The sequence below is a fragment of the Brevundimonas sp. GW821-FHT10A07 genome (assembly GCF_059415785.1).
Genome location: NZ_JBWKNX010000016.1, coordinates 70,188 through 96,304, shown reverse-complemented (window position 1 = coordinate 96,304; position 26,117 = coordinate 70,188). Strand labels below are relative to the sequence as shown.

Annotated in this window: 30 protein-coding genes; 13 read left to right on the top strand and 17 right to left on the bottom strand. The window is 68.0% G+C overall.

All coding sequences use genetic code 11. The features are described 5' to 3' along the window. Positions 1-192: 192 nt before the first annotated feature. From AC07NC_RS13705 to AC07NC_RS13680, 6 genes are all read right to left on the bottom strand, one after another. A complete protein-coding gene (locus tag AC07NC_RS13705; protein WP_494569895.1) occupies positions 193-513 on the bottom strand; it encodes a HigA family addiction module antitoxin in 321 nt (106 codons plus the stop codon). 58 nt (positions 514-571) lie between these two features. After that, entirely contained in the window at positions 572-853 is a 282-nt protein-coding gene (locus AC07NC_RS13700; protein ID WP_494569894.1) for a type II toxin-antitoxin system RelE/ParE family toxin, read from the bottom strand. 75 nt (positions 854-928) lie between these two features. Next, complete coding sequence (locus AC07NC_RS13695; protein ID WP_494569893.1) at positions 929-2,164, bottom strand: tyrosine-type recombinase/integrase; 1,236 nt, start codon at positions 2,162-2,164, stop codon at positions 929-931. Between the two features lie 169 nt (positions 2,165-2,333). Continuing rightward, positions 2,334-2,894 (bottom strand): HNH endonuclease, encoded by a 561-nt coding sequence (locus AC07NC_RS13690; RefSeq protein WP_008264308.1) that lies wholly within the window; start codon positions 2,892-2,894, stop codon positions 2,334-2,336. A 129-nt stretch (positions 2,895-3,023) separates the two neighbouring features. After that, complete coding sequence (locus AC07NC_RS13685; protein WP_008263402.1) at positions 3,024-3,674, bottom strand: trimeric intracellular cation channel family protein; 651 nt, start codon at positions 3,672-3,674, stop codon at positions 3,024-3,026. Then, on the bottom strand, positions 3,671-4,327 hold the full coding sequence (locus AC07NC_RS13680) for a DNA-3-methyladenine glycosylase family protein (protein WP_494569892.1): 657 nt from the start codon (positions 4,325-4,327) through the stop codon (positions 3,671-3,673). The genes AC07NC_RS13685 and AC07NC_RS13680 overlap by 4 nt, the downstream gene beginning before the upstream one ends. A gap of 108 nt (positions 4,328-4,435) precedes the next feature. Here AC07NC_RS13680 and AC07NC_RS13675 point away from each other — a divergent pair, with 108 nt between their 5' ends. Genes AC07NC_RS13675 through gluQRS form a run of 3 tightly spaced genes read left to right on the top strand, consistent with a single transcriptional unit; the run spans position 4,436 to position 5,833 of the window. Then, positions 4,436-4,684, top strand: a complete 249-nt coding sequence (locus AC07NC_RS13675; protein WP_008263619.1) for a type II toxin-antitoxin system ParD family antitoxin — start codon at positions 4,436-4,438, stop codon at positions 4,682-4,684. Beyond that, complete coding sequence (locus tag AC07NC_RS13670; protein ID WP_494569891.1) at positions 4,681-4,971, top strand: type II toxin-antitoxin system RelE/ParE family toxin; 291 nt, start codon at positions 4,681-4,683, stop codon at positions 4,969-4,971. Before AC07NC_RS13675 ends, AC07NC_RS13670 begins: the two co-directional genes overlap by 4 nt. A 1-nt stretch (position 4,972) precedes the next feature. Then, on the top strand, positions 4,973-5,833 hold the full coding sequence (gene gluQRS, locus AC07NC_RS13665; RefSeq protein ID WP_494569890.1) for a tRNA glutamyl-Q(34) synthetase GluQRS: 861 nt from the start codon (positions 4,973-4,975) through the stop codon (positions 5,831-5,833). Here the strand turns inward: gluQRS and AC07NC_RS13660 are convergent. From AC07NC_RS13660 to AC07NC_RS13650, 3 genes are all read right to left on the bottom strand, one after another. Next, a complete protein-coding gene (locus AC07NC_RS13660) occupies positions 5,817-6,656 on the bottom strand; it encodes a TIGR02186 family protein (protein ID WP_494569889.1) in 840 nt (279 codons plus the stop codon). The genes gluQRS and AC07NC_RS13660 overlap by 17 nt on opposite strands. Beyond that, positions 6,656-7,579, bottom strand: a complete 924-nt coding sequence (locus AC07NC_RS13655) for a sulfite exporter TauE/SafE family protein (RefSeq protein ID WP_008263337.1) — start codon at positions 7,577-7,579, stop codon at positions 6,656-6,658. The genes AC07NC_RS13660 and AC07NC_RS13655 overlap by 1 nt, the downstream gene beginning before the upstream one ends. 107 nt (positions 7,580-7,686) lie before the next feature. Continuing rightward, the gene (locus tag AC07NC_RS13650; RefSeq protein ID WP_494569888.1) at positions 7,687-10,617 is read right to left on the bottom strand and encodes an SEL1-like repeat protein; all 2,931 of its coding nucleotides are present in this window, start codon (positions 10,615-10,617) and stop codon (positions 7,687-7,689) included. Positions 10,618-10,835: 218 nt separating this feature from the next. Between AC07NC_RS13650 and AC07NC_RS13645 the strand changes: the two genes are divergently transcribed. Both AC07NC_RS13645 and AC07NC_RS13640 read left to right on the top strand, forming a co-directional pair. Further along, a complete protein-coding gene (locus AC07NC_RS13645; protein ID WP_035308724.1) occupies positions 10,836-11,054 on the top strand; it encodes a hypothetical protein in 219 nt (72 codons plus the stop codon). Between the two features lie 55 nt (positions 11,055-11,109). Then, entirely contained in the window at positions 11,110-11,610 is a 501-nt protein-coding gene (locus tag AC07NC_RS13640) for a pyridoxamine 5'-phosphate oxidase family protein (protein ID WP_426025601.1), read from the top strand. 73 nt (positions 11,611-11,683) lie between these two features. On the opposite strand, the gene AC07NC_RS13635 is transcribed toward AC07NC_RS13640, so the two are convergent. The 5 genes from AC07NC_RS13635 to AC07NC_RS13615 form a co-directional block, all read right to left on the bottom strand. Next, positions 11,684-12,514: an EF-hand domain-containing protein gene (locus AC07NC_RS13635; protein ID WP_494569887.1), complete on the bottom strand. Its 831-nt coding sequence runs from the start codon at positions 12,512-12,514 to the stop codon at positions 11,684-11,686. A gap of 92 nt (positions 12,515-12,606) precedes the next feature. After that, complete coding sequence (gene argF, locus AC07NC_RS13630) at positions 12,607-13,521, bottom strand: ornithine carbamoyltransferase (protein ID WP_035308731.1); 915 nt, start codon at positions 13,519-13,521, stop codon at positions 12,607-12,609. A 146-nt stretch (positions 13,522-13,667) separates the two neighbouring features. Further along, a complete protein-coding gene (locus AC07NC_RS13625) occupies positions 13,668-14,885 on the bottom strand; it encodes an aspartate aminotransferase family protein (protein ID WP_494569898.1) in 1,218 nt (405 codons plus the stop codon). Between the two features lie 68 nt (positions 14,886-14,953). Continuing rightward, the gene (locus tag AC07NC_RS13620) at positions 14,954-15,475 is read right to left on the bottom strand and encodes a YcxB family protein (RefSeq protein ID WP_494569886.1); all 522 of its coding nucleotides are present in this window, start codon (positions 15,473-15,475) and stop codon (positions 14,954-14,956) included. Beyond that, a complete protein-coding gene (locus tag AC07NC_RS13615; protein WP_494569885.1) occupies positions 15,472-16,413 on the bottom strand; it encodes a M28 family metallopeptidase in 942 nt (313 codons plus the stop codon). The genes AC07NC_RS13620 and AC07NC_RS13615 overlap by 4 nt, the downstream gene beginning before the upstream one ends. A 193-nt stretch (positions 16,414-16,606) precedes the next feature. Here AC07NC_RS13615 and AC07NC_RS13610 point away from each other — a divergent pair, with 193 nt between their 5' ends. Continuing rightward, the gene (locus AC07NC_RS13610; RefSeq protein ID WP_494569884.1) at positions 16,607-17,386 is read left to right on the top strand and encodes a tyrosine-protein phosphatase; all 780 of its coding nucleotides are present in this window, start codon (positions 16,607-16,609) and stop codon (positions 17,384-17,386) included. Next, the gene (locus AC07NC_RS13605; protein WP_494569883.1) at positions 17,383-18,729 is read left to right on the top strand and encodes an anthranilate synthase component I family protein; all 1,347 of its coding nucleotides are present in this window, start codon (positions 17,383-17,385) and stop codon (positions 18,727-18,729) included. Before AC07NC_RS13610 ends, AC07NC_RS13605 begins: the two co-directional genes overlap by 4 nt. Here the strand turns inward: AC07NC_RS13605 and AC07NC_RS13600 are convergent. From AC07NC_RS13600 to AC07NC_RS13590, 3 genes are read right to left on the bottom strand one after another with little or no spacing between them, the layout of a single operon-like run. Continuing rightward, entirely contained in the window at positions 18,681-19,241 is a 561-nt protein-coding gene (locus tag AC07NC_RS13600) for a TadE/TadG family type IV pilus assembly protein (protein WP_494569882.1), read from the bottom strand. The genes AC07NC_RS13605 and AC07NC_RS13600 overlap by 49 nt on opposite strands. Next, a complete protein-coding gene (locus tag AC07NC_RS13595) occupies positions 19,241-19,771 on the bottom strand; it encodes a TadE/TadG family type IV pilus assembly protein (RefSeq protein ID WP_494569881.1) in 531 nt (176 codons plus the stop codon). The genes AC07NC_RS13600 and AC07NC_RS13595 overlap by 1 nt, the downstream gene beginning before the upstream one ends. A gap of 11 nt (positions 19,772-19,782) precedes the next feature. Continuing rightward, positions 19,783-20,193 (bottom strand): pilus assembly protein N-terminal domain-containing protein, encoded by a 411-nt coding sequence (locus AC07NC_RS13590; protein WP_494569880.1) that lies wholly within the window; start codon positions 20,191-20,193, stop codon positions 19,783-19,785. Between the two features lie 239 nt (positions 20,194-20,432). Between AC07NC_RS13590 and AC07NC_RS13585 the strand changes: the two genes are divergently transcribed. The 6 genes from AC07NC_RS13585 to AC07NC_RS13560 all read left to right on the top strand — a co-directional run bounded on the left by AC07NC_RS13585 (position 20,433) and on the right by AC07NC_RS13560 (position 26,114). Further along, positions 20,433-20,606, top strand: coding sequence for a Flp family type IVb pilin (locus AC07NC_RS13585; RefSeq protein WP_494569879.1), 174 nt, complete (start codon positions 20,433-20,435; stop codon positions 20,604-20,606). Between the two features lie 107 nt (positions 20,607-20,713). After that, complete coding sequence (locus AC07NC_RS13580; protein ID WP_494569878.1) at positions 20,714-21,235, top strand: A24 family peptidase; 522 nt, start codon at positions 20,714-20,716, stop codon at positions 21,233-21,235. A 119-nt stretch (positions 21,236-21,354) separates the two neighbouring features. Next, positions 21,355-22,272: a Flp pilus assembly protein CpaB gene (cpaB, locus tag AC07NC_RS13575; RefSeq protein ID WP_494569877.1), complete on the top strand. Its 918-nt coding sequence runs from the start codon at positions 21,355-21,357 to the stop codon at positions 22,270-22,272. Next, complete coding sequence (locus AC07NC_RS13570; protein WP_494569876.1) at positions 22,269-23,873, top strand: type II and III secretion system protein family protein; 1,605 nt, start codon at positions 22,269-22,271, stop codon at positions 23,871-23,873. The genes cpaB and AC07NC_RS13570 overlap by 4 nt, the downstream gene beginning before the upstream one ends. A gap of 4 nt (positions 23,874-23,877) precedes the next feature. Then, a complete protein-coding gene (locus AC07NC_RS13565) occupies positions 23,878-24,564 on the top strand; it encodes a CpaD family pilus assembly protein (protein WP_035310207.1) in 687 nt (228 codons plus the stop codon). Between the two features lie 5 nt (positions 24,565-24,569). After that, positions 24,570-26,114, top strand: coding sequence for a CpaE/TadZ family protein (locus AC07NC_RS13560; protein WP_494569875.1), 1,545 nt, complete (start codon positions 24,570-24,572; stop codon positions 26,112-26,114). Positions 26,115-26,117 lie beyond the last annotated feature (3 nt).

Below are 26,117 nucleotides of genomic sequence, written 5' to 3'. Positions count from 1 at the left end.
TGACGTCCATCCCGAACCTCAAAAGGGGGTCCCTATTGCACGCCGATAGGGGGTCCCTTTTAGACGCCGATTGACAGGCAAAGAAAAACCCGCTATCCTATTGGAATAGCGGGCTAAATCTTGGGTGCGGGAGTAGGATTTGAACCTACGACCTTCAGGTTATGAGCCTGACACCTAAGAACGTTTGGATGATTAGCTCACCGCCCGCAAAGGCTCAATATCAGCCAGTGCCTCGCGATTGGCGATCGCATCCCGCGACAGATCATGCTGCGCCTGCAGGTTCATCCAGAACTCCGGTGAGGTCCCGAACACCTTCCCCAGCCGCAGCGCCGTGTCAGCCGTCACGGCTCGCTGCTCCCGAACAAGCTGTTCGATCCGGCTGCGATCCTTGAGCCCCATCGCGCGCGCCAGCCCACCGGCCGACAGCTTGAAGGCGGGCAGATAGTCTTCCCTGAGGATCTCGCCCGGATGGGCCAGGGGAGCGGCAAAGGTCGTGTAATCACGAACTGTCATGGCGATCTCCGGGCTCTCGCCCTGGGGTGACGAGAGGTCCATGACCTCCCGGCTAAACTCAGTGGTAATCCACGAACTCCACGTTCTCCGGACCGGATGCGCCCCAAAAGAAGCAAATCCGGAATTGGTCGTTAACGCTGATCGACCACTGCCCTTCACGATTGTCGGTCAGCTGGTGGAGCCGGTTTCCCGGCGGATCTCTGAGGTCGGTCACGTCTGTCGCCGCATCCAGCACCTGGAGCTTTCGCCGAGCGCGCCTCAAGAGGTCGGCCGGAATGCCTTTCGGGCTTGCCCCCAAAAACACCGCCTCGGTCTGGCGATCCTTGAACGACTGAATCATCCTCCACGTCCATTGGCGCTGGCGACCATGTAGCGCCAAACACTACGCATTGCAATGATTTTGTAGCGTTTGGCACTACACATGATCCACGCCCTCGGCGGGTCGTCGCAGAAGCGTCTCAGCGACATTCCGACTGATGCGGTCGGCGGCCGCGCGGATCGGGTCGTCGGCCAGGTGGGCGTATCGGCTGGTGGTCACGACATGGGCGTGCCCGAGCAGCTTGCCGATCAAGGGTAAACCCTCCCCGGACGCCAGACCCGCGCTCGCGAAGCTGTGGCGCAGGTCGTGGATGCGGACATCGTCGAGCCCCGCCTTTTTGCGGATACAGACCCAGGCCCAGTCCAGATTGGCGATCGGCTGATCCGGCCGACGACGGTCGGGAAACAGATAGATGCTCCCGTTAGGCTTGAGCGCCGCGACCAGTTCCAGGGCGGCAATCCCGAGCCGAATGATCTTGGGCCCGGTCTTCGAATCCCGAAGGCGGAGCAGGCCGCGCTCCAGATCCAGCTCCGACCATCTCAGACGCGCGATCTCGTTCTTGCGCGCACCGGTCAACGCCAGCAGCCGCAGGATCGCGATATGCCGAGGGTCGCCGCCGTCCTTTTCCAGCTCGGAGAGGACATCCCCCAAACGCCCGAGTTCCGCCGGCGACAGGAAGCGATCTCTCCGATTGTCTCGATAGCGTTTCACGCCTCGAACGGGGCTCTGCGTGATGAAGCCATACTCGACCGCGAAGTTGAAGATGCCGCCCAGCAGTCCGACCGTTCGCGCGGCGGCGCCCTTGCCGCCCCTCGTATGAGGCGTCGCGTCCTTGCGGATATTGCCGTTGCCCACGTCGATCATCAGCCGTTGGATATCGCTTCGAGCGACATCGGTGACCTTCATGTTCCCGATCCGGGGATTGATATGCCGCTTGATCCGTATGCGGTCGATGTGAAGCGTCGTCGCCTTCTTGGTCGCCGTACCCTCGACCATATAGAGCTCACACAGCTCACGGACCGTCATCTCCGCGCGCCGCTCGGCCTTCACGCCCTGCGGATCACCGCCCATGGCCGCCCGCGCAAGAGCCTTGCGCGCCTCCTCGCGCGCCTCCTCCGTCGTCAGAACGCCATGGGTCGCGAGCGTCAGCATGCGCTTTGCGCCGCCGATCGTGCGGTATCTCACGATGTAGGTTTTTCGGCCCTCCGGGGTGACCCGAACGCCGAACCCTTTCAACTCGATATCCCACGCAAAATACCGCTCTGAGCCCGCCACCAGGGCATCTACGGCCCGCTTGGTCAATTTCGTGGTCACCGTATGGTCACCAGACATTTCGCCTCCGTCCCGCCACAGCAGGGTTTGAACGCCCATTTTGGTCACCACATGGTCACCACTTGGGAGCAAATCGGAGGATAAAGCGGTCATCCCGGGCAATCGCCCTTTGCCCAGTTTACGCCATCAAAACAGGCACTTGGGCAATAACGGGAAACATCGGGAAACCCTAGGGTTCGAGCTCGATGTCCCAATAGAGATAGTCCAGCCAGCTCTGGTGCAGATAATGCGGCGGGAAACGCCGGCCCGCTTCCTGCAGCTGCCAGGCGTTCGGGCGATAGGGCTCGCGGCGGATCGGCATCATGGCCTGGCGCGGGGTGCGGCCGCCCTTGGTCAGGTTGCAAGGGCCGCAGGCGGCGACGATGTTCTCCCAGGTCGTGCGCCCGCCGTGCGAGCGCGGAATGACGTGGTCGAAGGTCAGCTCGGTCGATTCCCCGCAGTACTGACAGGCGAAGCCGTCGCGCAGGAAGACATTGAACCGGGTGAAGGCGGGGCTGCGATCCTGATCGACATAGTTCTTCAGCGCGATGACGCTGGGCAGTTGCATCTCCATCGACGGAGAGCGGACCACCTTGTCGTACAGCGACACCACGTCCACCCGGTCCTGATAGACCGCCTTGACCGCCTCTTCCCACGGCCAGAGCGACAGCGGGTAATAGGACAGCGGCCGGAAGTCCGCGTTCAGAACGAGGGCGGGAAAGCCCGACGGCGGTCGGTGGAGGACCTGCATCAGGCCCTCCCGGTCGGCGCGGGGGGTATGGAAGCTACAGGATTGAAGACGCGTCTCCTTCCCTAGTCCGAGGCGTTCAGCCTAGTCCCGATTCGAAGACGCCGCCATGACGAACAGGCGACGAACCGTTCAATTTCGCTCAGGGAAGCCCGGCAGGGTCCAGCCCCAGCGCAGCGCCCCCGCCCGCAGCATGAAACCGGCCACGGCGGCGACGATGGCGGCGGGCCAGATCGGCGCCTCGGGGATGCGCAGGACGATATAGAGGGTCGCCGCCAGTATGGCCGCCGTCACATTGATCTCGCGCCGCAGCAGGATCGACGGCTGCCCCGCCAGGGTGTCGCGCACCACCCCGCCGAAACAGGCGGTCAGGGTGCCCATGACGATGCAGATCAACGGGGGGGCGCCCGCCGCCTCCGCCTTGGCCGCCCCCATGACGCCATAGGCGCCCAGGCCGATGGCGTCGAGCCACAGCAGGGCCCGGAACCGCCAGTCGCGCTGTCCGATCAACCAGACGACCACCGCCGTCAGCAGGCAGACCGCCATATAGCGCCAGTCCTGAACCCAGAAGACCGGCAGGCCCAGCAGCAGGTCGCGCAACGTCCCCCCGCCGACGCCGGTTATGGCCGCGAAGAAGGCGAAGGTGACCACGTCATGCTTCTCGCGCGCGGCGGCCAGGGCGCCGGTGGCCGCGAACACGGCCACCCCGGCGAAATCGAGCGCCGCAAGCACCGTCTGCGGATTGCGCAGCGGCTCGGTCAGGGCGGGATCAATGGGGGTCACGCGCTCAGATCCTCCAGCACGATGTCGCCGCGCCGAACGCCGCCATACCACCCCCACAGCAGATGCGCCGCCACCCCGCGATGGGGCCGCCACAGTTCGGCGCGGGCATAGGCCTGTTTCTCGTTCGGGCGCAGTTCGGCCCGGTCGGCCCAGCGCATCGCCTCCTGCAGGGCCACGTCCCCGCCGGGAAAGACGTTCAACCGCCCCTCGCAGAACATCAGATAGGTCTCGGCCGTCCATTTGCCGACGCCCTTGATCGCGGTCAGGGCGGCGATCGCATCCTCGTCCGACAGGGTCTGCATATGGTCCAGATCGACGCGACCCTCGACCTGGGCCAGGGCGATCTCGCGACCGTATTTGGCCTTCTGTCCCGACAGGCCGAAGGCGCGCAGGGCGTCGATGTCGTGGGCCAACACCGCGTCGGGCGTCACCGCTCCGCCCAGCCCCTCGACCGTGCGCGCCCAGATGGAGGCGGCGGCGGCCACGGACACCTGCTGCTCCACGATCATGCGGAACAGGCCCTCGTAGCCGCCGGGCCGCAGCCGCCATTCGAAGGCCGGCGTCTGGGCGTGGGCGCGCGCCAGGGCGGGATCGGCGACGGCCAGGGCCTCGCGCGCGGCGGCGATGTCCTGGGATGTGGGCGTGACGGGCATGGCCCCTGTATGACGCGGGTTCGCCGCCTGGGGAATGCGGGCCTCGCGTAAAACGGCTGTCAAAGCGGCGCACCAATAACTATTATTCAACAAGCACGGAGAAGCCGCATGACCATGACCGTCGAACTGGGCGCCCTGGAGCAGGTGGTCGATCGCCTGGTCAAGGAAGGCCGCTACGGCTCCAAGAGCGAAGTGCTGCGTACCGGCGTGCGGCTGGTGCAGGAGCATGAAGCGCGTTTGGCGGCCTTGTTGGGGAAGCTCCAGGAAGGCATCGACGACGCTGACGCCGGGCGGGTTCACTCGATCGACGAGGTGCGGGCTCAAATGCGGGCGCGCTGGGCTGTTGACGGCGAATGAGACTGGTCATCACGCGCGCTGCGACCCGCGACCTCGCGGAGATCGAGGCCTTCATCGCCCGAGACAGCGCGAGCGCGGCCCGGCGGTTCGTGCTGAAGCTGCTCGACGCGTGCGAGGGCTTGGTTGATCAACCGCGCGCCTATGCGGAAGCCGGCGTGCAGAACCTTCGAAAACGCCCATTCGACGACTATCTGATCTTCTACCGCCTGTCCGAAACGGTGGAGATCGTGCGTATTCTCCACGCCGCGCGTGACGGGGTCCGGCTGCTGGATCCCGCGACGGACTGAGATGTTCGCCACCCGTTTCGCCCCCTCTCCCACCGGCCGCCTGCACAAGGGCCACGCCTTTTCGGCCCTGACCGCCTGGTCGGCGGCGAAGGCGGCGGGCGGGCGGTTTCTGCTGCGGATCGAGGACATCGACCCCACGCGCTGCCGACCGGAACATGAGGCCGCCATTCTGGAAGACCTAGCCTGGCTGGGGCTGGACTGGGAGACGCCGGTCCGACGCCAGTCGGATCATCTGTCCGACTATGCCGCGGCGATCGAGGCCCTGAAGGCGCGGGATCTGTTGTACCGGTGTTTCCGTACACGGAAAGAGATCCTGGATCGGATCGGCGATGCGCCGCATGGGGCGAGCGAAACGGTGCGGCCGGGGCCGCATCCGGCCGAGGAGGAGGCCCGTTTCCTGGCCCAGGGGCGGCCTTTCGCCTGGCGGCTGTCGCTGGACCGGGCGCGTGAAACCCTGGGCGAGGCGACGTGGACCGGGCTGGTCTTCATCGAGCAGGGGGCCGGCCCGGACGGAGAAACCGGCGTTGTGCCCGTTCGGCCCGAGACGGCCGGGGATGTGGTGCTGGCGCGCAAGGATGCGGGCGTCGCCTATCATCTGGCCGTGACCCACGACGACGCCCTGCAGGGGATCGACCATGTGATCCGGGGGCAGGACCTGTTCGAGGCCGCCCATGTGCAGCGCCTGATCCAGGCCCTGATGGGCTGGCCCGCCCCTGTCTATCGCCACCACCGCCTGCTGGCCGGGCCGGACGGACGCCGCTACGCCAAGCGGGACCAGTCGGCGACCCTGGCGGAACTGAGGGCGGGCGGCATGACGGCCCAGGCCCTGCGCGCTGAACTGGGCTTCAGTCCCGACGGCTGAAGATGCGCGAGGCGCCATAGCCGGTCAGGGCGGCCAGAACCACGCAGAGGACGCCGTACAGCCACGGCCGGCGATGGGCGAACTCGTAGATGTCGCGCTCGATGCCGACCTTTTCGACGGTCAGGGTCAGATTGGAGACCGACCGGGGCTCGCCGCCCTGGAACAGCCAGACCTCGGCATAGTATTTGCCGGTCGGGGCGACGGTCGGCAGCTTGACCTCGGCCCGGAACAGGCCGCGATCCACAAACTCCACCCCGTCCGGGTCGGTGTCATAGAGGGCCGCCGCCTCCTTCAGCCGGATCACGGCGCGGCGCCAGTCCAGATAATCGTCGCCCAGACGGCTGACGACCACGTCGCGCACCCCGTAGCGGGTCACGGTGCCGGCCTCCTCCGGCGCGTCGATACGCAGATGGTCCACCCCGACGCCCAGCCGACGCAGCTGGCCGAAGTCGGCGATGTCCGACAGGGGCCGGGTCGAGGCGGTCATGTAGAAGCCGGGCGCCCCTTCGAACAGGACCGGGCGGCTGTTCAGCCAGACCCCCATGTTGCGGGTCTTCTTGACCAGGCGGACCGGGGCGTCGGGGCCGCGCACCACCACGACCACATCGACCGGTTCGGGGGTCGGGTTGAACACCGCGCCATACAGGACGATGGAGGCGCCGGTGAAACCGGAATCGACGTGGACCTGGGCGTCGGTCAGGGCGGCGGCGACGCGCAGTTCGCCCGTCGTGGCCTCGGACCGGTCGGGGGCCGGCGCCGCGACGGCGGCCGCCTCGATGGGGGGCGCCTCGATGGCCGGAGGGGGTGGAGGAAGCGCCTGCATCAGTCAGACACCCCCGGCGCGAGCAGGAAGATGTCGCTGGGCCGCACGAACAGCTCCAGCCCCATCTGGATGCCGACCAGCAGCACGATCAGGCCCAGGGCCGCACGCAGTTCCTCGGCCCGGAACCGACCCGCGAACCGGGCGCCGATCTGGGCCCCGACCACCCCGCCCAGCAGCAGGATGGTGGACAGCAGGATGTCGACCGTCTGGTTGCGGCCGGCCTGGAGAATGGTGGTGATGGCCGTGGTGATGATGATCTGGAACAGGCTGGTGCCCACCACCGCCCCGGCTCGCATCCGCAGCACATAGAGCATGGCCGGCACCAGGATGAAGCCGCCGCCGACCCCCATGATGGCCGACAGGATCCCGGCGAAGACGCCCAGGCCGAACGGCGGCAGGGCGCTGATATAGAGGCCCGACTTGGGGAACTTCATCTTGAGCGGCAGACCATACAGCCACAGGGGACGGCGGCGGTCCTTGCGCGGCGGGGGCAGGCCGCGCCGCCGGCGCAGGATCTCGGTCAGGCTCTCGTGCAGCATCAGCAGGCCGATGGCGCCCAGGAAGACCAGATAGGACAGGGCCACCACCAGATCGGCCTGGCCCAGCAGGCGCAGATAGCGGAACAGCTCGACGCCCGCGATCGCCCCGGCGGCCCCACCCGCGGCCATAACGCCGCCCATCTTGAAATCCACCGCGCCCTGGCCCGCATAGCGGATCACGCCGGATGTGGAGGAGGCGACGACGTGGCTGGCCTGGCTGGCGACGGCCACGGTCGGCGGAATTCCCATGAAGACCAGGATCGGCGCCATCAGGAAGCCGCCGCCGATGCCGAACAGGCCCGAGACGAACCCGACCACCGCCCCCAGAATCACCAGGGTCGGCCAGTTCACCGAAACCTCGGCGATCGGCAGATAGATGTCCAAAGGACGCGCCTTCGGCTGGAGCGGAACGGGAGACGCCGAACGGCGACAGGGTGTTCTTTAGCGACGGCGACGGCGCGCCGCCACCCGTGCGCGAAAGGTTTGGCGGCCTAGCCTCGGCCCTGAGCCGGGCTTTGGACCTGCTGCTGCACAAATGCGTCGGCGGCGGTGCGGGCGGCGCGCTGGGCGGTGGCGGTGGCGGCGGGACGAAGTCGGGTGACGGCCGCCTGGGCCTCGCTGTCGCCGCCGCGCGCGGCGATCATGTACCATTTCAGGGCTTCGGTCGGGTTCTTCGCCACGCCCTCTGCGCCGGTCTCATAGATGCGGGCGACATTGTACTGGCTGTCGGTCAGGCCCCGCTCGGCCGCCCTGAGCAGCCAGATCAGACCCTCGGCCTGATTGGCCGCGCCGCCGTCGCCCTCGTACAACTGCATGCCGTACAGATGCATGCCGCCGGGATCCCCGGACTCGGCCGCACGGCGGCCCCACCGACGGCTCTCGGCCGGATTGGCGGACACGCCGTTTCCACCCATGAGATAGAGCTGACCCAGATAGGTCTGGGCCGGGCCGTACCCCAGGTCAGCGGCGCGCTTCAGTTCGTCCACGCCTTCCAGGTCGCCGCTCTCGATCCGGTTCACGGCCCGTTCGAACTCGGCCGCGCCGGCGTCGACCGTGGGTACGGCGTCCGTCGGGGTGATCGCCATGGCGATCGGGGTTTCGCTGGCGGCGGAGGCGGGCGTCCGGGTCGAACCCGGCAGCCCCGGCAGTTCGAGATCGGGCAGTCCCGACCCGTCGGCCAGGGTCAGAGACGCATAGGCCCCGCCGGTCAGGGCCACAGCCGTGACCGAGGCCAGGAAGGCCTTCTTGACCGTCGATCCGTCCTTGGCCGCCTGCTTGTCCAGCCGCTCCTGCAGCTTGGACTTGCCGCCGCGCTTGGGCATCAGGCCGAAGCCCTGGCGGGGCGCTTCCTCGGGCGCCGCCGGCGTCGTCATGGCCGCCCGGGCGGCGTCGATGGTGCTGCGGGTCGAGGCCGCGCGACCGGCGGCGGCGGCGGCGCCCATGCTGGCGCGCAGACGGCGGGGATCGACGAATTCGGTGTCGTCGGCGAAGTCGTCGTCGCCGTCCAGCAAGGCGTCGCTCCGGCCTTGAACGGGGCCTTGAACGGCGTCCTGATCCGGGGCCTGTCCGTTCGGACGCGGCTCCGACCGGGTCGAGAAACCGGATGCGGTGGCCTCCAGCGCGTCGTCGACATCGGCGCCGCCGAAACCGCCGAAGGGCTGGATTCGGGGTTCGCTTTCGACCAACGCCGCAGAAACCGGAGCCGGATCAGGCTCGGGCCGGAGCGGCTCCGACGCCAGTGCAGCGGGCGTCGACGCCGTCGGCATCGACGGGAAGGGCGTCGCCATGGCCGCGTCCGGCGACACGGGGTCGATCGACCAGTCATCCTCGACGTCGAAGGATTCTTCGGGGAAGACGGCCGCGCGCCAGTCCGGCTCGACCGGCGCAGAGACGGCGGCGACCGTTGCGCGCTCGGCGACGGCGCGGGGCGCGGGCGCGGGCGCAGGCTCGGCCTCGGGGATGTCCAGCTGCAGGTCGCGGGTCGCGGCCGGCTTGCGCGTATCCATGCTCTCGCGGGCCTCGGCCAGCAGGCGGGCGGTGCGCTCCTCGCTCATCCGCATCCGCTCGGCCAGTTCGCCCGAGGCGCGGTCGTAGCGCTGTTCGATCTTGTCCGAGCTTTCGGACAGGCGGCGGGCGATGTCGTCCAGCGCCTGCTGCGAGCGGCGTTCGGACTGGGCGATGCGGTCGCTCAGCTGATCCGAAATCCGGGTGATCTCGCCGCCCAGCTTCTCGAGCGCCAGGGCGTGACGGTCGTCGCTGGCGGTCAGGCGTTGATCGACGCGATCGACGTGGCGCGCGAACTCCTGGTCTATTCTGGCCGCGTGACGCGACAGATCGGCCTCGACCTTGCGGCCGACTAGGTCGGTGACGCTGCGGGTGACGGCCTCGGCGCGGCCGATGGCCTCGCGTTCGACCGTCTGGACCCGGGCGTTCAGGTTCTGGGCGATCTTCAGGACCTCGCGGCCCATGGCCTCCAGCCCCTGGGCGCCCTTGCGCTCGGAGGCGTTCAGCTGGTCGCCGACGCTGCGGACCGCCTGCTCGATCCGGTCGATGCGCGCGCCGGTCTCGGCGGCGTCGAGCCGCTGCATCATCTCGGCGCGGTTGAACTCGATCTGGCGCGACAGGGTCTCGGCCAGCTTCTCGAACCGGGCGGCGTCACGCGCCCCCTCGGGCTCGACCCGCCCCTCGGCCGCGCGCATGCGCTGGTCAAGCTCGGCGAAGGAGCGCTCGAGGGTCTTCAGCGCCTCGGTGGTGCGGCTCTGGGCCTGGTCCAGACGCGCGCCGACCTGGGCCAGCAGATCCGTGCCGACGCCGGGACCTGCGGCCTTCTCGACCGCCTCCATGCGCTGACGCAGTTCCGAGACGCCCGACCTCTGGCGTTCCTCGATGTCGTACAGGCGGCCGGCCAGGGCGCCCAGAGACTGCTCGACCTTGCCGAAGGTCTCCTGGGTCTGAGGGCCGGTGTCGCGTTCGAAGGCGCGCAGGCGACGATGGCCCTCGCGCAGTTCCTCGGCGATGTCGTCGATGCGGCGGGCCTGCCCCTTGGTCTGGGCGTCTTGGCCGTCCAGCCTGCGCACCAGGCCGGACACGGCCTGGTCCACGCCCTGGATGGCGACGGTCGAGCGCCGCTCGGCGGCCTCCAGCCGGGCGGCGATGGCGTCGATGGAGGCGCTGATCCGCTGCCAGCCTTCGTCGGAAGCGTCATAGGCGTCGTCGAGACGGCGGCTGCGACCGCGACGTTCGAACATCTCGGGGCCGGCGGAGCGACGCGGCAGGGTGGCGTAACCCTCGTCCTCGTCTTCCATGATCATGGAGTTCAGCCATTCGCCCAGGGTCATGCCCGAGCGGCGCGCAAGATCCTTGGCGACCTCGCGGGCCTTCGGATCAATACCCTTCACGCTCCAAGGCGCCGCTGCGCTCACTGATTCGGCTCCCGACCCATGGGATGGAGGCTATAACGCCAATATCGAGGGTGTAAACGTGTGGTTAACCGCAAGATGTTGCGCCGACTCGTCAGCCTGTGGACATCTCGTCGGGTGGGGAGGCTTTTGGGCGCGACGTGGTTAATGACCGATTAAGATTAAGGACCTGGTAACGGGTTCGGCTTGCGTCCGTGCTCCGGCTGCGCCAACTGCGGCCCATGAGCCTGACAACCACTCTGATCCTGCTGGGCGCGGCCCTGGCCGTCATGGTCTTCGCCGGCTGGCGCGGCGCGCGGCCGCCCGACCCGTTCAAGGGGCCGCGCATGGTCCCCTGGCGCTTCATCATGCTGGGCGCCGCGGCCCTGGCCATGCTGCTGCTGATCCACCTGGCCACCCTGTTCGGCGCAGAACGGCCGCCTTGGGTGCCCGGCGTTTAGGAACCCGAGCGAGGCCCGATGGTTGATCCTGCGAACCCCAGACAGGAGACGCATCATGGCCGACAAATTGACCCCCGCCGAGGCGGAAAAGGAATTCTGGAACAGCCTGAAGGAGTCCAACACCGGCATGCTGGGCCTGGACCAGGCCGGATACCACCATCAGCCGATGACCGGTTTCGGCGAGCCGGAGACCGGGACCATCTGGTTCTTCAGCCGCAATGACACCGACTTCGCCCGCGACGTGGCGGTCGGCGGTCAGCAGGGCATGTTCTGCTATCAGGCCAAGGACCAGAAGGTTCAGGCCTGTATCCACGGCGACCTGTCGATCGACCAGGACCGCGCCCGGATTGAAAAATACTGGAACCCCGTCGTCGCCGCCTGGTACCCGGACGGCAAGGACGACCCGCACCTGACCCTGATCCGCTTCAACGCCGAGGACGGCCGGGTCTGGGTTTCGGACAAGGGCGCGCTGGGGTTCGGCTATCAGGTGATGAAGGCCAATCTGACCAAGACCCAGCCGGACGTCGGCGGCGTTTCGGACGTGAACCTGCAATAGGCGGGCGCCCCGCCCGAGATCATCTCTGCCGTCAGACTGAATTTGCGCGCGTCGGAGGCTCCGGCGCGCGCATTTATGCGCGCGTTTCGGCGACAGCCTGTTGTCCGTCCCTCGACGGCGTCCAGCTGTTCAGCGCCTGTTGGAACAGCCGGGCGGCCAGGGCGTCGCTCATCGGGGCGGCGGCGATGCGGGCGGCCTCGGCCGCTCTCCGGCCTTCGATTTCGCGACTGAGGAAACGATCGGTTCCAGCGGGTCCGGAGGCGCGCTCGGCCCAGTCGGCCGCGGCCTGTTCCGGGGAGACCAGGGGTTCATCGTCTGCGGGGGGCGCCTGGACGGGGTCAGAGCGGAGGCTATCCATCAACTGTCGGATCTCGGCCTGGCGCTCGGGGGACAGGCTGGAGACCTGGGTCCGCTGAAGCGTGCGCATTCGGCCAGCGACAAAATCGTCGATGGACAGCGGCTGATCGCGATCCGAACCCAACCGGGCCATGACGACGCGGTCGCTCATATGGCCGGCGTCATAGGCCGCAGCGCGGCGAAGGTCCGCCGCAGCCTCGCGTTCCGACCTCGACACCAGACCGTCGCTGTCCGTGTCGGTCTGGGCGAACCAGTCGGCAAGATATTCCTGATCGGAAATGGATTCCGACCCGGACTGGGCCTGGATCAGGGCGTTCAGGGTGTCGGCGCCGAATGTATCGGCAGGGGTCATCTCGGCGCGGGTGACGCGACCGTCCGCATCGGCGTCGAAGGTTGCGAAAGCCTTTGAAACCTTGGTGTTTCCAGCGTCTACAGCGCTGATTTCGTCGAGGGTCAGGGCGTCGTCGCCGTCGGTGTTCAGACGGTCGAACAGCTTCTGATAGAGCTGTTGCGTGAGGGTGGAACCCGCAGCGGATATGGTGGTCATGGCCTCAGCCTCCCCAGGGCGCGACAAGCGTGACCTTAAGGAAGCAAGAGCCAGACCGCGCGACGCGCGGCCTGGCGATCGTCAGAGCGGCGTCAGCCCGCGAAACACCAGGCCAGGACCGCCTTCTGGGCGTGGATGCGGTTTTCGGCCTCGTCCCAGACCAGGGAGCGGGGGCCGTCGATGACGGCGTCTGTGACTTCCTCGCCCCGGTGGGCCGGCAGGCAGTGCAGGAAGACCGCATCCGGATCGGCCAGGGCCATCAGGGCCTCATCGACGGTGTAATCCTCAAACGCGGCCAGACGCGCCTCATAGTCCTGGTCGCCCATCGACACCCAAGTGTCGGTGACGACGACGTCGGCGCCCTTGACCGCCTCGCGCGGGTCGCTGGTCAGGGTGACGGCGCCGCCGCCCTTGGCCAGGTCGCGCAGGTCGGGATGATACGCCGCCGGGCAGGCGACGTTCAGGTGGAAGCCGAACCTGGGCGCCGCGTGCATGAAGCTGTGGCAGACGTTGTTGCCGTCGCCGATCCAGGCGATGGTCTTGCCCGAAACCGGGCCGGAGTGTTCCTCGATCGTCTGCAGGTCGGCCAGGATCTGGCACGGATGCGACCGGTCGGTCAGGCCGTTGATCACCGGCACGGTCGAGACGCGGGCGAAGCGTTCGACGTCCTCGTGGCTGTTGGCGCGGATCATTACGGCGTCGACCATGCGCGACAGGACACGGGCCGTGTCCTCGACCGGCTCGCCCCGGCCCAACTGCATATCGGAAGCCGTGGCGATGATGGCGGCGCCGCCCAGCTGGCGGATGGCGGCGTCGAAGCTGAACCGGGTGCGGGTCGAGTTCTTCTCGAAGATCATGGCCAGGACGCGATCCTTGCCCGGCGCATCGGCGTCGGGACGGCCCTGGGGCCAGCCCTTGCGGGCGGCCTTTCGGGCGTGGGCGTCGTCGAGAATGGACCGCAGATCGGCGGCGTCCAGCTGGTGGATGTCGAGGAAGTGCCGGACCATTGCCTAACTCCGCTCATCCCCGCGAAGGCGGGGACCTGATGCTTTGGGCGACGGGCGCCCGATGTCTGTCACGTCCGCCGGTCCCGGGCCTTTTCGCGTGAAAGGCCTGGGTCCCCCGCTTTCGCGGGGATGAGCGGTTTTGAGGATCAGGCCGCCCACTTCTCGCGGGCGACCTCGCAAGCGGCTTCGAACCGGACGATCAGTTCGCGAGCCTCGTCCAGCGTCAGGTTCAGCGGCGGCAGCAGGCGCACGCAGTTGTCGCCGCCGCCGGCGATCAGCAGCTGTTGCGTATCGCGCGCCAGGGCCATGAACTCGCGATTGTTCGGAACCAGCTTGACCCCGATCAGCAGCCCCTTGCCGCGCACGTCGACGATGACGTCCGGGAAGCGGGACTGAAGCCCCGCCAGCTGCTGCTTCAGATAGCCGGCGATCTCGTTGACGTTGGCCAGGGTCTCTGGCGTGTTGATCAAGGACAGCGCCTTCAGACCCACGGCCATGGCCAGGGGATTGCCGCCGAAGGTCGAGCCATGGACGCCGACCGTCATGCCCGAGGCCGCGCGGGCCGTGGCCAGGCAGGCGCCGATCGGGAAGCCGCCGCCCAGGGCCTTGGCCACCGCCATGATGTCGGGCGACATGCCGGCCCATTCGTGGGCCCACAGCTTGCCGGTCCGGCCCATGCCGCACTGGACCTCGTCGAAGATGATCAGGACGCCGTGTTCGTCGCACAGCTCGCGCAGGCCGCGCAGGCACTGTTCCGGCATGGCGCGGCAGCCGCCCTCGCCCTGGACCGGCTCGACGATGATGGCGGCGGTCGTGGGGTTGGCGATGGCGGCCTTGATGGCGTCGTGGTCGCCCCACTTCAGCTGGTGGAAGCCCTGCATCGCCGGGCCGAAACCCTCGGTATAGCTGGGGTTGGCGGCGGCGTTGATCGCGCCATAGGTCCGGCCGTGGAAGGAGCCGTCGAAGCCGTAGATGTCGATCCGCTCGGGCGCGCCATTGGCCGAATGATATTTCCGCGCCGTCTTCAGCGCGCACTCGACGGCTTCCGTGCCCGAGTTGGTGAAGAAGACCACGTCGGCGAAGCTCGACTCGCACAGGGCGTCGGCCAGGGCTTCCTGGCCCGGAATGCGGAAGATGTTGGAGACGTGCCACAGCTTCTCAGCCTGATCCTTGACCGCCTGGACCAGTTCGGGGTGGGCGTGGCCCAGGCCGTTGGTCGAGATGCCGGCGACGCAGTCCAGATACTCGGTCCCGTCGGTCGACCACAGGCGAGCGCCTCGGCCGCGTTCCACTTCCAGCGGCGCGCGATTGTAGACACCCATCAGATGGTTCGTGGACACGGGACTAAGACCTCCAAAAGCGATACGGCCCCGACGCGAGGCGCGACGGAGCCGGTTTCATAGGGACAGGCGTTGTCGGACGGGCGACGGTGTTAGTCAACACCGGCGCCGAGGACTCCCCGCGCGCGAACATCGGCGACGAGCGCGCGAAGGGCCTGTTTCTGTTCGTCCGTCAGCAGGCGGGTCGGCAGGACGGGGTTGTAGGCCGGCGTCACAAGGAACAGGAAACGATCTTTCTCTTCCTGAAAAGCCTTCACCGCTCGCCAATCGACACGGTTGCACTGCAGCCCGTTGTCGAACTCGAGCCCTCGTTCATCGATCAGCCAGCGCCACGGCAAGTTGCCCGCAGGCGATTGTCGCATCTCCCGCGCGACAACACGCCGGACGACGGAACCACCGATCAAGCTCAACAGCCAACTGCCGATAAGAAAGACACTAAACAGGCCGTGCGCTTGCGTGTTGTCCGACACAGCCAGCGCCACCACACCAAAGAGAACAAAGCCGATGAGAAAGGCGTGGGTGGGCAAGAGGCAGACCCAATGGATCAAGCCCCATCCCCGACGTATTGACCTGAACTCCCGTGCGGTCGGTTGGACGGCCTCGATCTCGATCATTGGGGCGCCGTTCGGTCCAGCCGCAGGGTCAGATCGGTGATGAACCGACCGAAACGGGCGACGTCCTCGCCGTTCAGATACGACAGCTTGTCCTCGGGCGAATGGATGCGCTGGAAGACCGGCGGGACGAAGCCCTCCTTCAGGCCGTTGTCCTCGCCGCCGTTGAAGGCCAGCCACATCTGGTGCGCGCCGACGGCGTCCTGGGTTCCCAGCGAGACCACCGGCACGCCCGCCGCCGAGAAAACGCGGTCGTCGCTGGGCGGATAGACCGGGAAGGCGACGCAGTTGGCCCCCTGCTCCGCACACTGGCTGCGCAGGGCCGTCAGGACGAAGCCCGACTGGGCGCCGTTGTTCTCGCCATACATGACGGTGCGGCCATAGGCGGCGACGTCGGCGTTGATCACGGCGTGGATGCGGCTCTTGTCATGGGCGTCCAGCCAGACCTTGGCGCCGATCAGGCCCAGCTCTTCCTGGTCGGTCAGGACGAAGATCAGACGATGGCTGGTGGGCTGGCCTTTCAAGGCCTTCATCGCCTCGATCATGGCCACGACCGAGCCGGCATTGTCGACGATGCCTTGCGACATCGACCCGTCGCGCAGCTTCACAGCGTCATAATGGGCGGTCAGGACGATGTCTCTGGGGCCGTCGCCCAGGGTGACGACCACGTTCGACCCGGCCATGGCGCCGGTGCGCGAGTTGCCGCCCTCGAAGGTCTGAACAGCAGGGTCCAAGCCGTAAACTCGAAGCAGGCGCACAAGAGCGTCGCGGCGTTCCTCGTTGGTCTTTCCCGCAAAGACGGAGGCGGCGCCTCGGATCAGTTGCCCCTCGCTGGGGCCGGGGATGACGACAACGGGAAGAGCGCGTTGGGCGCCGTCCTGCGCCACAACCGGCGCGGCAGTGAGAAGCGCCGCAGCGGCGACGAGCGAACGGAACAGCATGGCGGACCTCTCAGGGGAGCGATCCCCCAGAGTTAGCCGCTGATCGAGCGGGGCGCCAGCGACGCCTGCGCCGCCAGACCGGCCCCTCGGCGACGACAGCGGATCGATGATCGGCGCCTGCCCTGTGACGGACCCGCACCGTCACCGCCATGATCTGGATGCGCTGAACGTCGATTCGTCCTAGGAAACGGGCATGAGCGACCGTCTCCACGCCTTCGAGGCCATCGACAACTTCCGGGACTATGGCGACTACGCCACGGCGGCTGGCCGACGCGTGCGCGCCGGCCGTCTGCTGCGTTCGGGCCATCACGCCCGCGCCAGCGACGCGGATCTGGAGCGGCTGAAGGGGTTCGACCTGGGGGCGGTGATCGATCTGCGACGGCCGGGCGAGCGGCGGGACCAGCCGTCGCGGCGGCCCGACGGCTTCGACGCCCTGGTGATCGAGGGCGGGATCGATGACGGGGCCGACGCGCCGCACATCGCCTTCCTGAAGACCGAGGACCTGACGCCCGCCTCCGGCCGCCGCTTCATGGAGCGGACCTATCGGTCCCTGCCCTTCGACGCCTCGCACATCGACGTCTTCAGCCGATACTTCCATAGCCTGGGCGACCAGGACCGGCCGGTCCTGATCCATTGCGCGGCGGGCAAGGACCGGACGGGGTTTCTGGCCGCCCTGACCCATCATCTGCTGGGCGTGCATCGCGACGACATGGTCGAGGACTATCTGCTGACCAACACCGCCGTCGATCTGGTCGGCCGCGCCCCGTCCATCGCGCGGCAACTGCACAAGATGACCGGCCGCGTCGCCTCCGATGACGCCGTCGTGGCCTTCCTGGGGGTCGAGCCCGCCTATCTGGAGGCCGCCTTCGCCGAGGTCGAGGCGCGGCACGGATCGCTGGACGCCTATCTGGCCCAGGCCCTGGGCGTCGACGCCGCCCTGCGGGCGCGGATCGAGGCGCGGCTGTCGGCGTGAGCGATAGCCTGACCCATGTCGTCGTCCGGGATCATCCGTGGACGGATCCTCTGGATGTGGCGGCCGGGATCGGCGGGGCCGACGGCGGCCTGGCCCTGCTGTCCGACGGCGGGCCGGGTGGACGCTGGTCCCATGTGGCGACGGCGCCGGACCTTATTCACGTGGGCGCGGTCGAGGCCGATCTGTTCCAGCCTCTGCGCGATCCGGCCTGGGGCGCGGGGACGGTGGGGCTGGCCGCCTATGACGCCGGGGCGCGGGCGGCGACGGGCGACCGGCCTCAGGTCTGGCCCGACCTGATCCTGGCCCGCTACCCGGCGATGCTCAGCTTCGACCATCTTCAGCGCCGGGTTTGCGCCATCGGCCGGGGGGCGACGGCGTCACAAGCCGAGGCCGCCGCCGTCCGCGCCGCCGGGTGGCTGGCGGCGGCGATCACGCCAGAAACCCCCGCCGCCCCGGCCGAAGCCTTCGTGGCCGAGGCGGATGACCAGGCCTATCGCGACGCCGTCGCCGCAGTCGTGGCCCGCATCGCCGCCGGCGAGCTGTTCCAGGCCAATATCGCCCGCGCCTGGGGCGGCGAACTCAAGCCCCAGGCCGATCCGTTCGACGTCTTCCTGCGGCTGCAACAGGGGCGGGCCTCGCCCTATGGCGCCTTCTGGCGGATCGGCGACCGGGCCCTGGTGTCCAACTCGCCCGAACTGTTCCTGGCCTTCGACGGCGAAAGCCGGCGCATCGAGGCGCGGCCGATCAAGGGCACCCGCGCCCGGTCGGCCGACCCTGTCGAGGACGCGGCCCTCGCCGCCGAGCTTCAGGCCAGCGCCAAGGATCGGGCCGAGAACCTGATGATCGTCGACCTGATGCGCAATGACCTGGCCCGCGCCTCGCGCGTCGGTTCGGTGGCGGTCGAGCGGCTGTTCGCGATCGAGAGCCATCCGACCGTCCATCATCTGGTCTCGACCGTGGTCGGCCGGGCCGAGCCGGGGGTGACGCCGGCCGATCTGCTGGCGGCGACCTTCCCGCCCGGTTCTATCACCGGCGCGCCCAAGCATCAGGCCATGAAGGTGATCGCCGACCTGGAGCCCCCGCGCGGCGCCTGGTGCGGGTCCCTGTTCATTCTGGAAGAGGACGGGGGCCTGACCGCCTCGGTCCTGATCCGCACGGCCGCCTTCGAACGCCGGGGCGGGCGCTGGAGCTTCCGCACCCTTGCGGGGGCGGGGATCGTGGCCGACAGCGACCCGCAGGCGGAACTGGCCGAAACCGAGGTGAAGATTTCAGCGCTGAAGCGCGCCCTGGTCGGTCAGCAATCCGAACAGGTGATGACGGTCGCCTCGCGCGGGTTCAGATAGGCTCGACGGGTGAACTCCGCCGCCGGCAGGAACTGCTGGAAGGGCGAAGAATATTTGTAATAGGCCTCGGCGACGATGATCGAGTCCCCGTTGGCCGGGAACATGTCGGCCGGAATACCGGCGTCGGCGATGACCAGAGGCTTGTTCATCTTCGTGCCGGCGCCGCCGTCGAGAGTCCAGCTTCGGCTCCAGTTCAACGTATATTTGTTGGCGGAAACACGGGTCACGCTGCTGACGCGCTGTTCCATGGAGGTTGAGGCGAACGGCGCCATGATCGCCGGCCCGACCTCGAAGATGCTGTTTATGTCAGCCTTGGTGATGGTTCGCGACTGGGAGACCAGGTCCGCCACGGCCGAGGCGGCGTGGCTGGTGCGCTTCAGGGCCATATAGCCTTGGCACAGGTCCACCATGCCGGCGTAGAACAGGAGCATGACGGGTGCGATCAGGGCGAACTCCACCGCCGATACGCCGCTTTCATCGCCGGCCAAGCGCCGGATCAAGGATCGGGACATCAGAAGGGCTCGTTGCGGAAGGCCGTGGTCGAGGAGATCATGATCTGTCCGGGTCCCGCGCTGCTGACCGCCTGGGTCAGGGCTGGAACGATCATGGGCTGCTTGTACCAGAGCCGAACGATGATCAGGTCCTGGCCGACCCCGCCCTTGAAGTCCATCTGGGACAGGTCCAGCACGCCGTCTTTGTCCTTGGGCGGATCGATGTCGTCGGAAAAGCTGGTGACGACGCGCACGTCGATCGTCGCCCGATCCGCGCAGTCGCTCTTGAATACGCTCATCTGATCGCAAACGGCCTGTTTGAAGGCGGCCTTGTCGAATTTCTTCGTCTGGGCCTCGCCCGTCCGCACCAGGCGGCTGGCTTCCAGCACGGCGTTTTCCGCCACCGCGTCGATCATGAAGACCAGGCCCAGCTGGAAGATCGAGAACAGGAGCAGAAAGAAGGGCGTGGCCACCAGGGCGAACTCGACCGCCGCCGCGCCTTCGCGCGACCTGCGGGCCGGGCCCGCCTTTAAACAACGAAGATGAGGCATGGCCACGAAGGTCAGGGCGTGGCGCCGGCCGTCGAGGCGTTGGCGCGGACGCTGGGGGCGCAGGAGGTGCTGCAGGCCATTTCCGTCGCCCGACCGCCGCGCCAGACGCGAACCGAACCGGTCGAGCCGCCCGTGACGACGATCTCGCGCTGGAACAGGGTGCGGCCCACGCCGTCCACCGCCACCACTTCGGTGACGCCATACCCCTTGCCGACGATGAACAGGGTGTTGGCGTCGACCACGGTGACGTCGGCGATCTGCGGATTGCCGACGATGACGGACGAGGCCGCGCCGTTGAGCTGGACGCGGGCCGAGCGATCGATCTCGACATTAAGGGCGCCGCTCTGGGCCTGGGCCGGAGCGGCGGCGAGCGGCGCGGCCATCAGGGCGGCGGCCAATACGGCGATGGAAAGGCGGGACATCGGCGGCTCTGAACAACAACGCGCATGAACGCGGACACGCGCATGATGTCCCACGGAGTCTCAACAAAGGCTGAAGCGGTTCAAACCGAATTTTCTTTGGTAAATCCGAGGGTAACCAAAACTCGTGACTCAGCCTTAACGAGCGTCAGGCATCTTCATCCTGCGTTTGGGGGTCAAGCGGGCTACCGGCTCCCCCCGCCAAGTTGCTCGCTAGACATTTTATCAAAAGGGAACACTCCATGACCAAGTTCATCTCGCGTTTCGCCAAAGACGAATCGGGCGCCACCGCCATCGAATACGGCCTGATCGCCGCCCTGATCGCCGTCGTGATCATCACCGTGCTCGGCACCATCGGCACCAACCTGAACACCAAGCTTGAAGCCGTCGCCACCGGCCTGGAAACCAAGAAGTAAGACGCCCAACGTCTTGAAAACCGGAAGGGCCGGAGCGCAAGCTCCGGCCCTTTTTCTTTGTCCGACGGCAACGCGGCCTTAACAGGCGACGTGCCACAGATTCCCGCATGGACCTTCTGAGCCTTCTCTGCCTCGCCGTCTTTCCGATCCTGATGATCGCGACCGGCCTGCACGATCTGACGACGATGCGGATTCCGAACTGGATCTCCCTGGTCCTGCTGGCGACCTTCTTTCCGGCGGCCCTGCTGATCGGTCTGTCGCCGGTCGAGGTCGCGATCCATGTCGGCGTCGGCTTCGCCGCCCTGATCGTGGGCATGATTATGTTCGCCCTGCGCTGGATCGGCGGCGGCGACGCGAAGGCCCTGGCGGCCGCCTGTCTGTGGATGGGCCTTACGGGTCTCGCCCCCCTGTTGCTATGGACCGCGATCGTGGGCGGCGGTTTCTGTCTGCTGCTGCTGCTCGTCCGCCAATATTATCCGATGGTCGCGCCTGCCGCGTTCCGCACCGGGTGGCTCGCCCGGCTGATGGAGCCGAAGGGCGACATTCCCTATGGCGTCGCCATCGCCATCGGCGCCCTGATCGCCTTTCCCGAGGGGGATCTGGTGATTCGCTTTCTGACGGCGCGATAGAAGCGCCGGCGCGCGGCCTCGTCGGCGCTTAGGAAGCATTAACCCGCCGGCCTCATGATCGTTAACGGTAGGGCGTCGAGGATCGACTCCGGGTCGTCACGCCTGCCGGAGACCTCTGGATGAAGCCCGCCCGCATCGCCGTCATCTGTATCGCCGCCGTGTCGGCCCTGGGCCTGGCGCTGGTTGTCCGCGCCATGGGGAACGGCGAACCCGCCGCCCCCGCCGCCGCCGCGCCCGTCGAGACCCGGCCGATGGCCAAGATCCTGGTCGCGGCCAAGAATCTTGAGCCGGGCAAACGCCTGGCCGAGGCGGACCTGGCCTGGAAGGACTGGCCGGTCGACGAGGTCAATCCCGCCTTCATCACCGACGGCTCCACGCCCATTCCCGCCAAGCCCGCCCCCGAAGGCGCCGGCGACAAGGCCGGCGCCGCCGTCGAGCGCGTGGCCGAGGCCGCCGGCCAGATGGCCGGTCCCGGCGCCAAGTCCGACTATATCGGCTCGGTGGTGCGCGAACCCATCCTGGCCGGCGAGCCCATCGTCGGCCGCAAGATCGTGCGCGCCGGCGACAGCGGCTATCTGGCCGCCTATCTGGAGCCCGGCATGCGGGCCATGGCCATCGCCGTGACGGTGGAATCCGCCGCCGGCGGCTTCATCCTGCCCGGCGACCGGGTCGATGTGGTCCTGACGGTGCAGAACGAAGGCGGAAGCTCGGCCGTCGAGGGCGGCGGCGCAACGGCCAAATATTCCTCAGCCACCGTGATGCAGAACGTCAAGGTTCTGGCCATCGACCAGTCCACGCGGGCCGGCGACGACGCCCAGGCCGTGGTCGGCGCGACCGCCACCCTGGAGGTCCGCCCCCAGGACGCCGTGCTCCTGGCCCAGGCCAAGTCCGAGGGCGAACTGTCGCTGTCGCTGCGCTCCTATGCGGACACGGCCGGGCCCTCGGGCGCGACCCGTGCGCCCCGGGCCGTCGCCAGCGCGTCCCGCAGCGTCCGCGTCTATCGCGGCGGCGAACCGGAAGTGGTGACCACCCCATGAGGAAGACGCCCGTGCGCAAGACCGTCGCCCTGGCCTGCGTCCTGCTGGCCGGCCTGGGGGCCGCCCCGGTCGCCGGCCTGGCCCAGACGCGCGCCGCCGTGTCCATGGGCGCCGCGCCGCAACTGATCAATCTGCCGCGCGGGACGTCCTTCGCGGTCGATCTGCCGGCCGACGCCCGCGACGTGATCGTCGCCAATCCGCAGGTGGCCGAGGCCATGCTGCATTCGCCGCGCCGCATCACCGTGATCGGGATTGCGCCCGGCGAGACCGACGCCGTCTTTCTGGACGCCGCCGGCCGCACCATCCTGAGCCTGCGGGTGCGGGTCGATGCGGGAACCAGCGCGCTGCAGGACACGCTCAGCCGGCTGGTTCCGGGCAGCCAGATCCGCGCCGAGGCGGTCAACGACAGCGTGATCCTGAGCGGGGTCGCCGATTCTCCGGCCCAGGCCGTCCAGGCCGCTCAGGTGGCCCGCGCCTTCGTGTCCGCGCCGGAAAAGGTGCTGAACATGATCAGCGTCGCCGGATCCGATCAGGTGACCCTGAAGGTCCGGGTGGTCGAGGTCCAGCGCAGCAGCCTGAAGCAACTGGGATTCAACGCCGACATCCTGAAGGGATCCGGCATCCATTCCTACGGCTTCACCCGGCCCAACACCTATGGCGTCAACGGCGCGGCGACCGGCGGCAACTCGCTTTGCTATAATCAGAACGGCGGTCGAACGACGAACGTCTCGAATTCAAATTCGACGTCGAGCAACGTCAACAACTCCAACAGCACTGTCGATGTGGTCCAGACCCATAACGGCGATGATCTGAATTTTGATCGCCGCACCACGACCAACAGTTCAGGCAGTTCGCTGTCGAACGTGATCTCCGAGGTCGCCTCCACGGCCTTCCGGACGATGACGGGCACCAACGCGACGGGGTGCCTGGAAGCCTTCGAACGCGTGGGTCTGGCCCGCACCCTGGCCGAGCCGAACCTGACCTCGGTCAACGGCGAATCCGCCAACTTCCTGGCGGGCGGCGAGTTTCCGCTGCCGACCGGTCGTGACAAGGACGGCAATATCACCGTCACCTACAAGCCCTACGGCGTGGGTCTGGCCTTCCGCCCGATCGTGTTGTCGGGAGGACGGATCTCGTTGCAGGTGAAGGTCGAGGTGTCGGAACTGACCGACCAGGGCGGCTTCACCATCGGCGCCGGCACCCCCTCGTCCATCACCCTGCCGGGCCTGACGGTTCGCCGCAGCGAGAATACGGTCGAACTGCCTTCGGGCGGCTCGATGATGATCGCCGGCCTGCTTCAGGAAAGCACGCGCCAGACGGTGGATTCCCTGCCTGGGGTCACCAATCTGCCGGTGCTCGGCTCGCTGTTCCGGTCGCGGGACTTCCTCAACGGCGAGACCGAGCTGGTCGTGATCGTCGAACCCTATATCGTCAGCCCGACCTCGCCCGACCGCATGCAGACGCCGGCCGATGGGCTGCGCATCGCCAGCGACTCGCAGACCATCCTGTTCGGGCAACTGAACCAGGTTTACGGATCGCCCGCCCCCTCCGCCCCGTCCGGCCCCGTGTGGCAGGGCGCGGCCGGCTATGTGATCGAGTGAGCTCATGATCCGGACCCGCAAGCCGCTTCTCGCCCTGACCCTTTCGACCGCCGTGGTCGGCCTGACCGGATGTGTCGGCGGTCCCGCCAGCCTGGGCGGGCCGGCCCCGCTGACGCCGACGTCGCGCTATTCGCTTCAGGTCGAGGCCGGCCTGGACCGCATCGCCCTGGCTGTGCACGACGACGGGCTGTCGGCCAATCAGAACGCCGCCCTGCGCGACCTGGCCCAGCGGTTCGCCGCTTCCGGCGCGGGAACCGTGGTGATCGAGGCGCCGGCCGGCGGGGATCCCGTTTCCGCCCAGGCCGCCCACGAAGCCAGAACCGCCCTTGAGCGGATCGGTCTGCCTTCGGAGCGTCTTCGTCTCGTCAGCTATGTCGGGCCGGATCCGCGCGCCCCGGTGCTCGTCGGTTTTGAAACGGTCCAGGCGGCCGTGCCGCGCTGCGGCGCGGCCTGGGGCAATCTCAGCCGGACGGGCGACAACATGTCCGGGTCGAACTTCGGCTGCGCCGTCACCGCCAACCTGGCCGCCCAGATCGCCGATCCCCGCGACATCGTGGCGCCCCGGCCCATGACGCCCGCCGATGCGGCCCGACGCTCGGTGGTGTTCGACAAGTATCGCGCCGGCCAGCCTACGGCCGCGCCCCAAGAAACCCTGGTGGAAGGCGCACGCGTCTCCACGGCCGTGGACTGAGGCTCATGAGCACCGCCACGCCACGCCCCCTCTCGAGCTTCGACGACGGCTTTGACGTCGATATGGACTTCTCGGAGCCGACCGCCTTCCCGGCCGAGCCGGAGCGGTCGCCGCTGCAGTTCACCGCCCCGGCGCCCATCCAGCCGTCCGTCCAGCCTGCCGCCCCGGGGTTCAATCCCGTAGGCGAGATGGTCGCCCAGGCGCAATCCACCCTGGCGCCGGCCCTCGCGCCCGCAGCGCCGGAAGCGGCCGCCACGCCGTCCGGCGTCGCCCCGGCCGGAATGGCCGGCGGTCTCGCGGCCGTCGGATCCATCGGCGAAGTGTCGGTGCCGCGGATCGCCATCCATGTCTTCGCCGAACGCCAGGACACCCTGGCGGCGGCCGAGCGCGCCGCCCAGGACCGACGCCTGTCGCGCGCCACCACCCAGATCCGCATCGGCGGGATCATGGCCGCCGTCGAGACCTATCAGCACGAACCGACCCCGCCGCTGATCATCGTCGAATGCCTGAAGGATCCCCAGACCCTGTTGTGGGAGGTGGATCAGCTGGCCGAGGTCTGCGACGCCGGCACCAAGGTCGTCGTCGTGGGGCCGACCAACGACATCCTGCTGTTCCGCGAACTGATGCGTCGCGGGGTCAGCGAATATCTGGTGGGCCCGCTCCAGCCGCTGCAACTGATCGCGGCCATCGGCGGCCTGTTCAACGATCCGGCGCAACCGTTTGTCGGCCGGTCCATCGCCTTTGTCGGCGCGCGGGGCGGGGCCGGAGCCTCGGCCGTGGCGCACAACACCGCCTATGCGATCTCGGAGCGGATCGGCGCCAATACGGTCATCGTCGACTATGACCTGCCGTTCGGCACCGCCGGCCTGGATTTCAACCAGGATCCGCTGAGCGGCGTCGCCGACGCCCTGGGCCAGCCCGACCGACTGGACTCGACCCTGCTGGACCGGATGATGGTCCGCTGCACCGACAAGCTCAGCCTGTTCGCGGCGCCCGCCACCCTGGACACCGACTGGGACATCTCGACCGAGGCCTTCGAGGAGGTGACGACGCGCATCCGCTCGACCGCGCCCTTCGTGGTCCTGGACCTGCCGCACCTTTGGTCGCCGTGGATGCGCCGCACCCTGATCAGCGCCGACGAGGTGGTGATCGTGGCGACGCCGGACCTGGCGGCCCTGCGCAACGCCAAGAACATGATGGACCTGATCCGTTCGGGCCGCCCGAACGACGCCCCGCCGCGCCTGGTGCTGAATCAGGTCGGGGTGCCCGGTCGTCCCGAGATCCCGGCCAAGGATTTCGGCGCCGCCCTGGGCGTTCATCCCAGCCTGATCATCCCCTTCGACGCCAAGACCTTCGGCGCCGCCGCCAACAACGGCCAGATGATCCTGGACGCCGGCGCCAAGACCAAGGCGGCCGAGGCCTTCCAGACCCTGGCCCAGATCGTGTCGCGTCGGGAAATCCCCGTCATCGCCGGACCCAAGGCCAAGCCCGGAAAGGCGGCTTCGACCGAGTCGAAATCCCTGTTCGCCTCCATGTTCAAGAAGCGCTGACGG

Excerpts from the sequence above, each read along its gene's own strand:
- AC07NC_RS13705 (WP_494569895.1), bottom strand. The coding sequence starts at position 513 with ATGACAGTTCGTGATTACACGACCTTTGCCGCTCCCCTGGCCCATCCG.
- AC07NC_RS13700 (WP_494569894.1), bottom strand. The coding sequence starts at position 853 with ATGATTCAGTCGTTCAAGGATCGCCAGACCGAGGCGGTGTTTTTGGGG.
- AC07NC_RS13695 (WP_494569893.1), bottom strand. The coding sequence starts at position 2,164 with ATGTCTGGTGACCATACGGTGACCACGAAATTGACCAAGCGGGCCGTA.
- AC07NC_RS13690 (WP_008264308.1), bottom strand. The coding sequence starts at position 2,894 with ATGCAGGTCCTCCACCGACCGCCGTCGGGCTTTCCCGCCCTCGTTCTG.
- AC07NC_RS13680 (WP_494569892.1), bottom strand. The coding sequence starts at position 4,327 with ATGCCCGTCACGCCCACATCCCAGGACATCGCCGCCGCGCGCGAGGCC.
- AC07NC_RS13675 (WP_008263619.1), top strand. The coding sequence starts at position 4,436 with ATGACCATGACCGTCGAACTGGGCGCCCTGGAGCAGGTGGTCGATCGC.
- AC07NC_RS13670 (WP_494569891.1), top strand. The coding sequence starts at position 4,681 with ATGAGACTGGTCATCACGCGCGCTGCGACCCGCGACCTCGCGGAGATC.
- gluQRS (WP_494569890.1), top strand. The coding sequence starts at position 4,973 with ATGTTCGCCACCCGTTTCGCCCCCTCTCCCACCGGCCGCCTGCACAAG.
- AC07NC_RS13660 (WP_494569889.1), bottom strand. The coding sequence starts at position 6,656 with ATGCAGGCGCTTCCTCCACCCCCTCCGGCCATCGAGGCGCCCCCCATC.
- AC07NC_RS13645 (WP_035308724.1), top strand. The coding sequence starts at position 10,836 with ATGAGCCTGACAACCACTCTGATCCTGCTGGGCGCGGCCCTGGCCGTC.
- AC07NC_RS13640 (WP_426025601.1), top strand. The coding sequence starts at position 11,110 with ATGGCCGACAAATTGACCCCCGCCGAGGCGGAAAAGGAATTCTGGAAC.
- AC07NC_RS13635 (WP_494569887.1), bottom strand. The coding sequence starts at position 12,514 with ATGACCACCATATCCGCTGCGGGTTCCACCCTCACGCAACAGCTCTAT.
- argF (WP_035308731.1), bottom strand. The coding sequence starts at position 13,521 with ATGGTCCGGCACTTCCTCGACATCCACCAGCTGGACGCCGCCGATCTG.
- AC07NC_RS13620 (WP_494569886.1), bottom strand. The coding sequence starts at position 15,475 with ATGATCGAGATCGAGGCCGTCCAACCGACCGCACGGGAGTTCAGGTCA.
- AC07NC_RS13615 (WP_494569885.1), bottom strand. The coding sequence starts at position 16,413 with ATGCTGTTCCGTTCGCTCGTCGCCGCTGCGGCGCTTCTCACTGCCGCG.
- AC07NC_RS13610 (WP_494569884.1), top strand. The coding sequence starts at position 16,607 with ATGAGCGACCGTCTCCACGCCTTCGAGGCCATCGACAACTTCCGGGAC.
- AC07NC_RS13600 (WP_494569882.1), bottom strand. The coding sequence starts at position 19,241 with ATGTCCCGATCCTTGATCCGGCGCTTGGCCGGCGATGAAAGCGGCGTA.
- AC07NC_RS13595 (WP_494569881.1), bottom strand. The coding sequence starts at position 19,771 with ATGCCTCATCTTCGTTGTTTAAAGGCGGGCCCGGCCCGCAGGTCGCGC.
- AC07NC_RS13590 (WP_494569880.1), bottom strand. The coding sequence starts at position 20,193 with ATGTCCCGCCTTTCCATCGCCGTATTGGCCGCCGCCCTGATGGCCGCG.
- AC07NC_RS13585 (WP_494569879.1), top strand. The coding sequence starts at position 20,433 with ATGACCAAGTTCATCTCGCGTTTCGCCAAAGACGAATCGGGCGCCACC.
- AC07NC_RS13580 (WP_494569878.1), top strand. The coding sequence starts at position 20,714 with ATGGACCTTCTGAGCCTTCTCTGCCTCGCCGTCTTTCCGATCCTGATG.
- cpaB (WP_494569877.1), top strand. The coding sequence starts at position 21,355 with ATGAAGCCCGCCCGCATCGCCGTCATCTGTATCGCCGCCGTGTCGGCC.
- AC07NC_RS13570 (WP_494569876.1), top strand. The coding sequence starts at position 22,269 with ATGAGGAAGACGCCCGTGCGCAAGACCGTCGCCCTGGCCTGCGTCCTG.
- AC07NC_RS13565 (WP_035310207.1), top strand. The coding sequence starts at position 23,878 with ATGATCCGGACCCGCAAGCCGCTTCTCGCCCTGACCCTTTCGACCGCC.
- AC07NC_RS13560 (WP_494569875.1), top strand. The coding sequence starts at position 24,570 with ATGAGCACCGCCACGCCACGCCCCCTCTCGAGCTTCGACGACGGCTTT.